Raw genomic sequence first — 13,278 nt, 5'->3', positions numbered from 1 at the left:
ATTATTAAAAAATAAAAGCGGGACAATTGATTGAATGATTTGACGGTCAAAAATACTTCCTCTGATTAAGAATAGCAAATACTAATACATAAAAAGTTCGTCAAAAAAAACGCCTGAAAACTGATCAATACAGTTTCAGACGTTAAATTTCTTTATATTTTTAAAACATTCCGCTTAACCATAAGCTTGCTAATAAGATTCCCATAAAAACAGCAACAAAACCGACGACTATAGCAACTTTTGATAATACATCTCTCTTAGAACTTCTTGCTTGTCGTTGCGCTTCTACATCGCCACATTCCATATAAGTGACAATTTCTTTATAGGTTTTGATATTTTCTTCTTTTTTAAGTTTCTCAGCTTTCATTGCGGCCCACATGCCTATCAACCAAAGCCCAAAAGGTATCAGAAGACCAATATTACCAAAAAACTTCCAGATAGGTCCGATCAAAATTGCCGCCGCTAGAATCGTTCCTCCCATAATATTTGAGTATTTCCCCAGTTCATCTTTTCTAATCACATTTTTCATCGTTTCCACGTCTCCTTTGACAAGTTCATCTAAAGTCACGTCAAAAAGAACACTCAGCAATAACAGATTATGAATATCAGGATAGCTCCGTTCATTCTCCCAATTAGAGATTGTCTGCCGAGAAACGTAAATTTTCTCTGATAATTCTTCTTGAGAAAAACCTGCGGCTTCTCTTAATCGTTTGATCTGTTTGCTTAAATTCATTTCATCCGCTCCTTCATCCTCACCATAAGACCTCTTACTGATTCTCACCAGCAAAACTCTTTATCATGGGCCATTTTATTCTTGTCAAAAGTCTTTATCACACACATAAACATTGATTTATCAATACTTATCATAATTTTTATTAACGACCAAATATTTTCATCGCTCCGTGTAAAAGCACCATAAAATAGCATTTTTTCGTTTTCCAGCGTAGTAATCCCAAGACTAGACCATAGCACAAGCCTGGAATAGTTCTCCAAATCAACAATTAGACTAGATTTGTTTCCACTCGAAAAACGAGTGAGTTCAAATAAAAAGACGACAACATCTAGACACTGGATTCGCGTTTAAAAATAACAGACATGACCATAATAACCATCAGACTACTCGCAGCTATTGAAGCTAGATGATCTAAACATTCATCTGATCAAAAAATAGAAATTATTTGATCCCTAATCTCAATATGTGAAGAACACCAAACAGCCCTACCATCTTCAGAATTGCTCTCGGCTTCATTCAGTCACCAATAAGTTTATCAGAAAAAGAAGTCAGACCGAAAAGAAATTTTAACAGTTTACAGGACACATCGTTACTCTATTTCAAGGCAGAAAAAAAGCCCCGACGAAAGATCGTCGAGACTCATCATTATGACTATTCGGCTTTTGAACGACGTACATAGTTTTGGTAAAGAATAATACCAACTACGGTAAATCCAACTGGACCGGCGATCATCCATAATGTATCACGCGCGCCAGCACCTTCGATGATTGGTTGGAAAATCGTGAAGATATTCGCACCCAATACTAACAAGAAGACGACAACACTGATGATCATAGTCATGCTTTTAGATTTGTATACTTCAAATGGACGTTCTAACCCTTGTTTATTCTTGAATTTAGGGAATGCGTAAATCAAGAACAAGTAAGGCAATGTCATTGAAACGTTCGCCATCAAAGTCAAGATGTTATAAAACGCTGATGGATCTGGTGTTGCGAATGAAGCGATCAAGATAATCGCAACAACAAGACCACATTGAACCCACATAGCGAAACTTGGCATACCGTTTTCGTTCAATTCAGTAAATTTCTTAGGCCATAATTTCTTCGGTGTTCCCATAATCAACGTTTTCAATGGAGAATACGTCAATGTGAAGAACGCACCACTATAAGCCAAGAACATACCTAAACCAGTATAACGAGCAAACCAGTTACCCATACTGATGGCAGCGCCATGACCAAGACCCATAGCGTCACCTAGAACATAACCTAAGTTGTTCATCATCACGTAAGAAATATTTCCTAAGTTAGTAGAATCACCAGAAAGAACATCTTGCCAGTTCGTGCTTACACCCCATAAGAAGATTCCTAATGCATAACCAACTGAAATGATCAATGCAGAAAGAACGACACCTTTAGGGAATGTTTTTTCAGGGTTCTTCGTTTTATCAACCATACCCCCAACAGCTTCCAGACCGCCGTATGCGAAGATCGCGAATACCGCGAAGCCTAATAAACCGATTGGGCTTTGATAACTAGGATTTGGAGAATGTAAAATATGGTTGAACGGTTGCGCCAAATGTCCACCATTTAATACTAAAATAATTCCAGAAATCACGATCAATACAACATTTAAACTAGTTACCGCAATACCACCTAAGCTAGTGATTTTTACGATTCCTTTGACCCCTTTGATTGAGACCAAAGTGACGATGATCATCCATACACATGCTAATAAACCAACTACTTGAGTAGAGTTCATACCCAACATATGTAATTTTTGCGTTTGGTCGCTACCAGCAAATGCTGTAGTAAAAGGAATCCAAACTTTAGATGAGGTAGAAACCATCCAGACAACGTAAGAAGCAAACCACATGAATGTTCCGATAAATGCGAAACGTGGTCCTACGCTGACCTCCAGCCACTTGTACATTCCGCTATTTTCGCCTTTAATTGTTGAGCCGAACTCCGCCATCATCAATGCAAATGGAATAAAAAATAGAATTGCTGCGACAACGTAAAAGACGATTGAACCATACCCCATTAAGTAAAAGGCTACTGGTCCGTTAGCAAACCCAAATACTGAGGTAAAGATCATCATGACTAATGCTACTAGCGTCATGCCTTTCTCTGATTTGGCCAATGAAACCACTCCTATTCAATTTTTCTAGGGTCTTTATTACACTTGTATTTTGATCTTATAATTAGTTATTAATTGAACAAGAACAAGCTAAAGGTAAGAAATCCCTAAATGTAACTTTACAATGAAAAAACACAGAGTGCAAGAATCTCGTAAAGGTATGAATATTCTGAAAAATCGTATAAAAGCAATTACGAAAGAGATAAAATCATTCCTTCTTCAAAATGATAAAATAACAAAAATAACATATTTTCAAAACGGATATTTTAATCTGTTTTTTTATTTCTTTCCATTCCGTCGGTAAAATCACGTTATATCAAACTAAAAACGTTTAATCTAAAATTAGAAAGCGCTACCTATTTACTTCTTAAATTTTATTTAAAATTAAAAAAATACAGGATTTCTTTTGTTTCAAATCGAAAAACTCCCATCCTAAATGAGCGGTAATTTTGAGTCAACATCGTTTAAAGCATGTTTATGATAATACAATTTGATTTATTTTAGGATTAAGCCATTTTTCACACATTAAAAACCAATCGAATAGCCTGATTATTCTAATTTTCACAGCTGTCATTTTCCATAAATTAATTAGGCAAACTTGAAAAAAAGAACCTCGCTTCGAGATTCTTTTCTGTCACTATTAACCTAATCACCTAATTTTTTCCAGAAATTATTCCGATTGATTAACAACCATGCAATGGATAGTATCGCCAGCCAGATCATTACCCCGCCATTTAGCAGTACCGGATTGAGATTCATCACCACTGCTACAACATAAAGCACGATCAAGACTGCCCCAATAAATAGTGTTCCAAACATCCAGATCATCAAACCGAAATTCCCTACTCCTCGCGTAAAGAGCTGGCTAACGTTCGTCCAGGTCACATTTAGCAGACGATAATCACGACTAAAAAAGTAAAGTGACATCAGATAGGTACCCCACAAGATTCCAATGATCAAGGGTGCCATTAAAAATAGCGGTAATCGCAGAACAAGCGAGATAACCAACCCTACTCCGCCAGCGATCAACATTTGAATCTTACAGCCAACCCAAAACTTTTGTCGCAGATATTTTTCCAGCGACAAAGGAAGCGACTGGATAAACGAAAAATTCTCACGATCTAATGAGATCAAGTTGCTAACAAAAGAGGTCTGATTCAACATGATGCAAGCAAAAACAATGCCAGCGACAAAAAATACTCCCATAAACTTTGGAGTCAAGGTTTGCAGGTTTACAGGGTTAGTTGTAACCATTGTTCCTACCATAACGATCGGCATGATAAGTGAGGACGTCAAGACCTGCATGATCAAATTAGGATTCTTCAGCAGTTGACGGTTATAACCCGCCAGCAGCTTTTTCAATGACTGATTGGTTTTTCTTTTTCGTTTTGTCGCGACGGTACGGGAGCCTTCATCGCTGAACTGCTCATATAAACTAGGAATCACGAAGAATCTTAATGCCAGCAGCAGTAAACCAGTCAAAACCAATAAACCCGCTAAGGTTACCAAGCCTTTTTGTGTAGTGAGCCCATGCATCACGTAATAGAAAGGCATAAACACAGTGAAGGCATGTCGATCAACGACTCCAGCAGTATGCTCCATCGAACTCTGGGTAAAATTAATCGCCAAAATCCCACCGACAGAAACAATCATTGAAAAACCCAGCATCAAACTAGTGAATAGTTTTTTATGTTGACGAAACAGCTTTGTTTTCGTCATACCGAACACAATCAAGCTGCAGAGACTGAATAGTAGAAAGAAGAAGATCAAAAACAATAGAATCGCGCCCACTACCGAAAGTACCACTGAATAGCCGCTCTTAAAGGCGGTTAGAAAAAAGAGGATCAATAGCGGCAGCAGAAACGGTACAATCGTCATTCCCACAGCTAAAAACTTCGAGATGAAGACTTCCCCCTGTTTGATTGGCAATGGCAAGTAGTCTTGCAGATCCTTACTCTCGAAAAAGACATTGAAAATCGCGGATAGCGACTGAGAAAAGCCGATTAAAGCGAACAATACCATATAATAGGTGAAAAAACCGGGCAATTTCGCGAAGTCGATCATGATCATAGTCGCCCCGTAAATCAATAGGAAAATGACACCCGACATGACGTATTGCTGAATAATGCTGCGGATCACTTGTTTGCCGATCCGACCTTTTTTTCGAATTTGATTTGTATAAGAAGGATTGATGTAGAGCATGTTCACTGCGATTAATCGTTTGAGAATCCCGCTATTCATGGGCACCCTCCTCAAGTTCTGCAACCAGGTCACCATCCGCTTGGCGCCCCGCCATCTTAAGATAGACACTTTCTAAGGATTCATTCGGATAATTTTCAAGTAAACTGTCAACAGAACCGTTATAGATCAGCTCACCTTTTTTCAAGATTGCCAACTCATCGCATAGTTGCTGCGCAGTGTCCAGAACGTGCGTCGAGAAAATCACCGTATTGCCCTTTTCCGCATGACGCTTGATCATTTCCTTTAAATCAAAGGCAGCCTGAGGATCTAATCCCTGCAGCGGTTCGTCTAAGATCCAAATATCCGGATCAGGCAGCAACGCGCCGATAATAATCGTTTTTTGCCGCATCCCATGTGAGAAGCTTTCCAAAGTCTCATCTTCATGACCGCCTAAATCAAACAGTTCGATCAGTTCCTGACGGCGATGTTCCTGCCCTTTTAGATCATAGGCAGCTGAGATCAGATCCCAATACTCATTGGCAGTCAATTGCAAAAACATATCCGGAGAATCAGGTACATAAGCGATTTTTTTCTTGATCGCCAATCGATCTGCCTTTATATTAACGCCATCAAAGAGGATTTCCCCGCTCGTTGGTTCGATGATACTTACTAAACTTTTGATCGTCGTCGATTTTCCGGCGCCGTTGTGGCCTAAAAAGCCGAAAATTTCGCCCTCTTTAATCTTCAAGCTTAAATTATTCAATGCCTTTTTCTCTCCATAAACTTTCGTAACCCCTGTTAACTCAATCATCGCTTCATCTCCTACTATTTAAGTAATCATTTTTCAAGCTAAAAAAATGTGTGTGTTCATCGTTCAATGGGCACTCTCGTATGACTAAATCCTGCCAGCAACATGACGATACCCTTTTAATCACTATACGAGAAAAGGTCTCTTAAGACAACAAACGAAAAGAAAAAACACTCATTTTGAGTGCTTTAGACTATTTATCGGTACCCATATTTCAATGATGGAGTTTTCTCGATTCCAATGAAATTTCTCCCCATATTTTTCAAAGTGCAAAAAACTCGTTTGCTTTAACGATAGATCAAGCTTAGGTAGTAGCTCCTGATAAACCTCTTCGTAGGTAGCGTAGATCCGATCCATACTACCTCGGTGCTCAACCACCAAATAACTGCCAGCAGGAATTTCTTTCACCAGAAAATTCACTGGTACAGAAGCAGGACGTGGAATCCCACAATAGTAATAAAGCTGACCAGCTCGGCGCTCCATAAAGGCAAACTTGGTCCAGTTTCCTTTTTGCTGAGTTAGTCGATTCATTTTAAGCTGGCGATTAAAAGCTGGCCAAAATGACAGACAACGTTCGAGATTCTGGCTTTTTTGATTCGTCAATGTCTGTTCTAATCCAACAACAGAAAAAGCAGGCAACTCCTTCAACTCATACTTCATCATATTCTTCTGTTCATCCTTTTTCCCTATTTTAGAATATTGTACCTGAACCACCCGCTAAATGAAATCTAATAAAACAGAATAAGACCACCATCACTTTTCAGGAAGAAACAGCACTTTGACATTATGAATTATCATTGAAAAAAATGGCTTTCAAATTCTTGATATACAGTGATTAAATGCACGCTCAGCCGAAGGAGCACAGACTAGTTAGCCTTAACTAGCCTGCTTCCAATCGTCATTCATGTTCGAATGACAGTTACTTCGCTGTTGGATTTTAATAGCTGTCGCTAAAATTTGTTTTTTTCGTTGTGCTTCGAGTTCAGTGATTCGTTCCCAGTAGCGAGCCTCTGCTCGGACGTTTCGCTGTTTTCTAACCACCATAAATACGACAATCATTAGAATCAATAGAATTAGGATCATCATTTTCAACACCTCCTATATCCTTATCCTATTCCTTTTACTTAAAACCAATTAGGACATATGTCACATTTACTCGAATAATTTTCTTTAACTATTCAAACATTAAAAAGCTGCCCAGCAAAAGCTAGGCAGCTTCAAATTAATTGTATAATGGTTCTTTGGCTAATGGATGTTCCTTGATCCAATGAGGCAGCTCGTCCGCAAGTTCTTTCGTCATCAAAAAGGATGCCTCGATTTGTTCTTTTGAGATATGATCCACATGCACACCCGCTGTGATGACACAATTTCCCGAGATTATTGATTGAATCTTTTCTAATAATATCTTTGCTAGAACATCATCCTTGTGAAAACGACCATCGTGACTGGGAAAGCGTTGGACTTGAGTGTCCGTGTCACCTGAATAAGTAGTGACTGTCCCGATATGTGGGGTATCTCCGCCATAAAGACTCAGCAACAGATCATTTCCAATCCATTCCGCACTCAAAGTGATTTTATAGCCGGCTTTCTCCTTAGAAAAAAGGTTATTCACTGTCTTTCCACCGCCTAGAGACACTGTTTTCAATTCCTAGAGCATCCATCAATTTCATGGATTGATGAGCGACAATATCGTCAATCGTTTTCGGCTGATTGTAGAAGGCCGGAATTGGCGGGATGATCTGCACGCCAAGTCGTGCCAATTTCGTTAGATTTTCTAAATGGATCGCATTCAATGGGGTTTCCCGCGGCACTAAAATCAATTTCCTTTGTTCCTTTAGCGTTACATCTGCAGCTCGCGAGATTAAATTATCGCCGAAGCCCATCGAAATTCCTGCGATAGTTTTCATACTAGCTGGTACAATCACCATTCCGTCTGTCAGAAAAGACCCGCTGGCAATCGCCGCACCTAGATCGCGATTACTATAATGATAATCCAACATGTCTTCCAACTCTTTCAAGCTCACATCTGACTCCAGCTTCAAATTCTGTTTCGCCCAATCACTGATGATCCCATGTGTCTCGATCGTTGGATCATCCTTCAAGCGTTTGATCAAATCAATGGCGTAGATAATGCCTGATGCGCCGGTAACACCGATAACAATTCTTTTTTTCATCTCTCTCACCTACTCTAAGTATTTTTCCCAATCAGGCACTTCCTTGAATTCTGCTCGAATAAAATCATCCTTCAAATCAAATGGCACAGTGCCGTCCAAGATCGTTTTACTGCTCATGCCGCGGAACCGGATCGATGATGGATCGTACTCTGGTCGTTCGGAGGGATCCAATGGGTGATTGCGCATTCCCGGCAGCACGATAATATCTTTATTCCCTTGGAAACGAGTATTCAAGGTCCACATCACATCATTCATATCAAAAATGTCGACATCATCGTCAACTAAGATGACGGTTTTTAATTCTTTAAAAGCGGATAACGCTAAAATCGCTGCTTGGCGTTGGATTCCTTCATCCGCTTCCGTTTCTTTGTGAATTTGCAGAATCGACATCAGCTTACCGCCGCCAGCAGGTGGATTGTAGACATTCGTCACTTTTCCGGGAATCGCTTTGTCCACCAAATCCAAAATACTGGCTTCAGTTGGAATCCCGGCCATTGAGACATGCTCCTCAGATGGACCAATCGTCGTTTGCATGATCGGACGATCTTTCCGATGCGTAATTGCTTTGACCTTTACCACATTCACTGCTGGGTTGGCATCGCCATTATAGCCAGGAAATTCCGGCATTGCTTTACCTGTATTAGTGTTGATATCTTCTTGCATCGTTCCATGAGGCAAAATTTCTGCTTCGATAATAAACTCAGAACGAGCGATCCCAACTTCGTCCACTGCGACACCGTCAACTAGTTGAACTGGTTCCTGCCGTAACGCACCGGCGATCCACAACTCGTTATAGCCAAGCGGTGTGGTTGGCGGCTCAAAGGTTGTGCCAATGGAAATTGCTGGGTCCAAACCGATATTGATCGTGATCGGCATTGGCTTATTCAGCGCTTCATATTGCTTCTGGAAGTGTCCGATATGACGCCCTCCTGGCATAATATACATCCCAATCGTATCCGCATCCTCTAAAACCATCCGGTGAATCGTCACGTCACTCATCATTTTTTCTGGATCAGAACCAAAGACCACGCCCATTGTGATGTAAGGGCCAGCATCGTATTCGGTATTGGTTGGCGCAGCCAAGATTTTGCGAATATCAAAGCCTTCATCCGTTGCTAAATGGATCACTTCTTGAGCAGGCGCTTCTGCCTTTGTAACTTTGACCGGCTTCACTGGATTTTGAACCGAATCCTTCAACAAACGACCTAAATACTTTGGATCATGATGCAAAATCTTCCCTACCCGATTGCGGCTGGCGATGATCCCAGTTAACACACGTGTATCAGGAAAGCCTTTGACATTATTGAACATCATTGCAGGACCTTCCTGCGTTGGACGTTTAACCGTACCTCCCGCTCCGATGTAACGATAAACGCCGGAAAGCTCCGCATGCGGATCAACCTCAACATTGGTTTCATGATATTCTCCCGACATTTCTTTCAACTCAGCTAAAACTTTTCGTAAATCATAAGGTGTAGACATAAAAAAAGCCTCCTTGTATTGTTCTTTCGATAAGCTAAGTTTAGGCTCATCAACAACTCAATACAATTCAGCTTCCACGTTTTTCTATTCCACATTGGAATGATTCGACTTTAGAAACTTAAAGAACTCTTTTGGCGCTGGCGCATCGGCTCTTTCAGATAAATAAAAATTCAAAAAACTTTCCTTCGTTGGCTCGATTTCACAGGTAATCAGCTGCTCCGATAACGAATTTCCCAATGATTTTTCCATGATCAATGAGATACCCAAGCCTTCTTCGATCATCCGCAAAATCAGATCGATTCGTGTTCCCTGATAGGTAATCTTCGGTTCAAAACCTGCTTCACGACAAAGCTCTTCTACTGCATAATATGGATTTTCTCTATGACCTAAGATCAAAAATTTCTCCGCCGCTAAGTCATTTAGCGAGATTGATTTATTCTGAGCTAACGGATGACTCCTGGGCAAGACCGCGACAAAACGATCCGTTTCGGTCGTGACACTATTTTTTCCCTGTTGCTCACTAAGAGAACGTGAAAAATAAATGCTGTTTTTCTCAATCGCAAAATCACCTAACGCCGTCGCCTCCGATTCCTTCAAATTCAAGTGGATCTCCGGGTGCTGTTTCAAAAAGGCGGTTAAGAGATCAAAACCCCGATAATTCGGCATCGTCGGAATCGTATGAACCGTTAAAACCCGTTCCTTTTTCTCTTGATACTCCTTCAACGTATCCGCTAAAGCCTGATAATCGCTAACAATTCTTCGTATATCCGGTAGCAGCAGCTTTCCCTCTTCCGTCAATTGAATCCGACGATTGCTGCGGTCAAACAATTGAACATTCAGTTCTCTTTCCAAGGCATTGATTTTTTTCGAGACATTTCCTTGGGTCATAAAGTTAAGTTCTGCCGTTTCGGTATAATTCAAGGTCTCGGTCAAATCTAAAAAAAGCTGCAATTTCTGCTGATCCATCTGCTCACCTCTATTCCATTTAGGAATATTATAATGCAAACTATCATGAGAAACTAATCCTATTTACTTTTTAAGCAATAATGCCTTTTCGATCATCTTGTGATAGTAGACCTTCATCTCTTCTTCAGTGACTACCGTATCGATCTCCGCAACATCAATCCACTTCACATCGCTGTTTTCTTCTTCGTTGATCTCTAACGACTGATCCTCCGGTGCCATAAATAAATAGGTCGTATTAATATGGTAATGATCTTTGATGAATTTTCCTTTTTTATAATGAGCGTAAACCGGTAAAATATCAAAGGCAAACAAGCCTTCGTGAATCAGCCGATAATCTTTGATCCCGGTTTCTTCTTCCAGCTCCTTTTGGGCGACCTGTAAAAGATCGGCACAGCCATCCGCATGTCCGCCGGTCCATGAATAAGACTGATAAATATTATGATAGACCATCAGCACCTTGTCATAGGTCGGATTGACCACCCAGGCTGATGACGAAAAATGGTAATCAGGATTTTCACGTGTCAGCAAGTTTTCTTGAAACTGCAATGTTTCTAAGAACAGCTTTTTATCTGCTGCTTCTTGATCGGTAAATGGCTCATATGCCTCGATTTCTGCAATAATTTTATCCATGTCGTACCTCCTCGGCCTGATTATAACAAGTAAGAGGCTGCGACTCCAATCAGTCACAGCCTCTTACTCATTTTTATTTTGGTCGAACCGGCAGCCACACTTGAAATTGCGCATTTTTTGGGTTCGCGTCCAAATACAATTCAATATCTGACAGCTCTGCATATTCAAAGCCGGACGTTGGCAGCCACTCGGTGAAGACCTGCTGCTGTAGTTCCTGAATTGCCCCAGGCATCGGACCTGATCCTGAGAAAACTGCCCATTTAGCAGCGGGTATTTTATAATGGACGAAGCCTTCTGCCGTTTCATCGCTGACAACACCAATCACATACTCCCAGTTGTCTTGAGCCTCCGAGGTCATCATGCTGACACCCATGACTCCCGGATTGTTCGGATCCATCATGGGAATGAGCTTTTGCAGCTCCCCGCTGGTGCTCACTTCATTCCAAAATTGCGGAATTCGTGTTTGCGCGACTTCCATATCTTGCTCTAGCTTCAAGCTGAGGCCGGTCACATAAAATGCTTCTTTGTCGATTAACTGATATTCCATTGCTTGCACACCCTTTACGGTCAATTTGAAGGTCAACATTGGATAGCTAGTCAATTTTGCTCCAGCCTGCTTGGCTTCTTTCGGCGTAATTCCATGAACACTTTTGAATACCCGATTAAAAGAAGTTGGAGAATCGTAGCCATATTTCGCAGCGACGTCGATGACTTTATCGCCCCGCTGAAGATCAACCCCTGCCAGACTCATCCTCCGACGGCGAATATATTCTCCTAAGGTTACATTCGCAATATAGGAAAACATCCGCTGATAATGATAACTAGAGCAGTGGGCTAATTGCGCCGCCTTATCTAAGTCGATCGCACCCGCTAAATTCTCCTCCACATAAGCAATACTACTATTGAAATGATCTAACCATTCCATCCATTTTCCTCCTGTCTCTACTATAGTGTGATCAGTAAAGGAATACCTCTTAGAACCTGCCCGCTTTTGCGAGCTAAAAGCTTAATTTCTCCAACCTGTCAAAGGCCTCGGACAAAACTTCCAACGGCTGTGTCGCAGCCAATCGAATATAATCATCTCCGACTGTTGCCCCAAAGGCTTTTCCAGGAACGAACAGCACACCGCTTTGTTCCAATACTTTTTCCACGAACGTCACCGAATCTAGTCCGCTTTTACTGATATTAATAAAAGCATACATGCTGCCGGCAACTGGACGCAAGGATAAATAAGGAATTTCAGCAACTCTTTTTTCAATATAAGCTAAACGCTCCTTGAATACCTCAACAGTGGGCGGCACCAGCTCTTCATAGTGCTTCAAAGCATAAATAGCGCCGCGTTGTGAAGCGGTTGGTGCTGAATACGTAATACTTTCGTTGATCATACCCGCGATTTGATTGATATAGTCCGGCGCAATCATGTAGCCTAAGCGCCATCCAGTCATCGCAAAGCCCTTCGACACCCCACTGATGGTGATAGTATTTTCAGGAGCAAGACTAGCCATTGGCACAAATTTTTCTTTAAAGGCAAAGTCTTCGTAAATTTCATCAGAAATAATGAATAGCTCATGTTCGACAGCAACTTCGGCGATCTGCTTCAAAGTCTCCTCAGAGAATACCGCTCCCGTCGGATTGTTCGGTGAATTGATGATGATCGCTTTGGTGCGATCGGTAATCGCGCCTTTTAAATCCTCTACAGCTAGCTGAAAGTCATTTTCCTCATAGGTCGGCACAAAAATCGGTGTCCCGCCAGATAAAACGACTTGCTCACGATAGGGTGAAAAATAGGGTTCATGGATGATCACTTCATCACCGGGATCAAGCAATACCTGCATCACTAAATACATTCCATGCAATGCCCCAACTGTGGCACGAACTTGATTGGTTTGAAAACTCAATCCATATTTCTTTTGATAAAAATCAACGACAGTTGTTAAAAATTCTTTACTGCCATCCGGTGCCGTATAGTTCGTCGCACCCATTTTCACATCGGCATAAGCCGCCTCAATAATTGCCGGATTGGTAATCAAATCGGGATCACCAATCGACAAGTCAATTATGTCTTCTTTTTCCTTTGCTAAAACAGCGATCTTCATCAACAAATTTTCTGCCGGCTGCTGGAAGCGTCGCGCGATTTTCTTTTTATCCATCCTGATTCCTCCGCCTCT

At 41.0% G+C, this 13,278-nt stretch carries 13 protein-coding genes; all 13 read right to left on the bottom strand.

From position 1 onward, the window contains the following. Positions 1-160 precede the first annotated feature (160 nt). On the bottom strand, positions 161-733 hold the full coding sequence (locus AC4J95_RS07665) for a helix-turn-helix domain-containing protein (RefSeq protein WP_494549349.1): 573 nt from the start codon (positions 731-733) through the stop codon (positions 161-163). A 651-nt stretch (positions 734-1,384) separates the two neighbouring features. Then, positions 1,385-2,872 carry a glutamate/gamma-aminobutyrate family transporter YjeM gene (gene yjeM, locus AC4J95_RS07660; RefSeq protein ID WP_494549348.1) on the bottom strand — a complete coding sequence of 496 codons (1,488 nt, stop codon included), beginning with the start codon at positions 2,870-2,872 and terminating at the stop codon, positions 1,385-1,387. Positions 2,873-3,514: 642 nt separating this feature from the next. Beyond that, positions 3,515-5,110 carry an ABC transporter gene (locus AC4J95_RS07655; protein ID WP_494549347.1) on the bottom strand — a complete coding sequence of 532 codons (1,596 nt, stop codon included), beginning with the start codon at positions 5,108-5,110 and terminating at the stop codon, positions 3,515-3,517. After that, a complete protein-coding gene (locus tag AC4J95_RS07650; protein WP_494549346.1) occupies positions 5,103-5,861 on the bottom strand; it encodes an ABC transporter ATP-binding protein in 759 nt (252 codons plus the stop codon). Before AC4J95_RS07650 ends, AC4J95_RS07655 begins: the two co-directional genes overlap by 8 nt. Positions 5,862-6,032: 171 nt before the next feature. Beyond that, positions 6,033-6,521, bottom strand: a complete 489-nt coding sequence (locus AC4J95_RS07645; RefSeq protein WP_494549345.1) for a GyrI-like domain-containing protein — start codon at positions 6,519-6,521, stop codon at positions 6,033-6,035. Between the two features lie 213 nt (positions 6,522-6,734). Next, positions 6,735-6,944 carry a hypothetical protein gene (locus AC4J95_RS07640; protein WP_494549344.1) on the bottom strand — a complete coding sequence of 70 codons (210 nt, stop codon included), beginning with the start codon at positions 6,942-6,944 and terminating at the stop codon, positions 6,735-6,737. Between the two features lie 136 nt (positions 6,945-7,080). After that, entirely contained in the window at positions 7,081-7,470 is a 390-nt protein-coding gene (gene lpdD / locus AC4J95_RS07635; protein WP_494549343.1) for a prenylated flavin chaperone LpdD, read from the bottom strand. Next, entirely contained in the window at positions 7,463-8,032 is a 570-nt protein-coding gene (locus tag AC4J95_RS07630; RefSeq protein WP_494549342.1) for a UbiX family flavin prenyltransferase, read from the bottom strand. The genes lpdD and AC4J95_RS07630 overlap by 8 nt, the downstream gene beginning before the upstream one ends. Before the next feature lie 9 nt (positions 8,033-8,041). Beyond that, positions 8,042-9,514, bottom strand: a complete 1,473-nt coding sequence (locus tag AC4J95_RS07625) for a UbiD family decarboxylase (protein WP_494549341.1) — start codon at positions 9,512-9,514, stop codon at positions 8,042-8,044. Positions 9,515-9,598: 84 nt separating this feature from the next. Continuing rightward, positions 9,599-10,480 carry a LysR family transcriptional regulator gene (locus AC4J95_RS07620; RefSeq protein WP_494549340.1) on the bottom strand — a complete coding sequence of 294 codons (882 nt, stop codon included), beginning with the start codon at positions 10,478-10,480 and terminating at the stop codon, positions 9,599-9,601. A 63-nt stretch (positions 10,481-10,543) separates the two neighbouring features. Beyond that, the gene (locus AC4J95_RS07615; RefSeq protein ID WP_494549339.1) at positions 10,544-11,110 is read right to left on the bottom strand and encodes an NUDIX hydrolase; all 567 of its coding nucleotides are present in this window, start codon (positions 11,108-11,110) and stop codon (positions 10,544-10,546) included. A 73-nt stretch (positions 11,111-11,183) separates the two neighbouring features. Further along, on the bottom strand, positions 11,184-12,035 hold the full coding sequence (locus AC4J95_RS07610; protein ID WP_494549338.1) for an AraC family transcriptional regulator: 852 nt from the start codon (positions 12,033-12,035) through the stop codon (positions 11,184-11,186). A gap of 73 nt (positions 12,036-12,108) precedes the next feature. Then, entirely contained in the window at positions 12,109-13,260 is a 1,152-nt protein-coding gene (locus AC4J95_RS07605; protein WP_494549337.1) for a pyridoxal phosphate-dependent aminotransferase, read from the bottom strand. Positions 13,261-13,278 lie beyond the last annotated feature (18 nt).

The organism is Enterococcus sp. GPZ-007, assembly GCF_059374735.1.
This window is presented reverse-complemented; position numbering and strand designations above follow the sequence as displayed.

Coding starts and splice junctions, on each gene's coding strand:
- AC4J95_RS07665 (WP_494549349.1), bottom strand. CDS start 733: ATGAATTTAAGCAAACAGATCAAACGATTAAGAGAAGCCGCAGGTTTT.
- AC4J95_RS07655 (WP_494549347.1), bottom strand. CDS start 5,110: ATGAATAGCGGGATTCTCAAACGATTAATCGCAGTGAACATGCTCTAC.
- AC4J95_RS07650 (WP_494549346.1), bottom strand. CDS start 5,861: ATGATTGAGTTAACAGGGGTTACGAAAGTTTATGGAGAGAAAAAGGCA.
- AC4J95_RS07645 (WP_494549345.1), bottom strand. CDS start 6,521: ATGATGAAGTATGAGTTGAAGGAGTTGCCTGCTTTTTCTGTTGTTGGA.
- AC4J95_RS07640 (WP_494549344.1), bottom strand. CDS start 6,944: ATGATGATCCTAATTCTATTGATTCTAATGATTGTCGTATTTATGGTG.
- AC4J95_RS07630 (WP_494549342.1), bottom strand. CDS start 8,032: ATGAAAAAAAGAATTGTTATCGGTGTTACCGGCGCATCAGGCATTATC.
- AC4J95_RS07625 (WP_494549341.1), bottom strand. CDS start 9,514: ATGTCTACACCTTATGATTTACGAAAAGTTTTAGCTGAGTTGAAAGAA.
- AC4J95_RS07620 (WP_494549340.1), bottom strand. CDS start 10,480: ATGGATCAGCAGAAATTGCAGCTTTTTTTAGATTTGACCGAGACCTTG.
- AC4J95_RS07615 (WP_494549339.1), bottom strand. CDS start 11,110: ATGGATAAAATTATTGCAGAAATCGAGGCATATGAGCCATTTACCGAT.
- AC4J95_RS07610 (WP_494549338.1), bottom strand. CDS start 12,035: ATGGAATGGTTAGATCATTTCAATAGTAGTATTGCTTATGTGGAGGAG.
- AC4J95_RS07605 (WP_494549337.1), bottom strand. CDS start 13,260: ATGGATAAAAAGAAAATCGCGCGACGCTTCCAGCAGCCGGCAGAAAAT.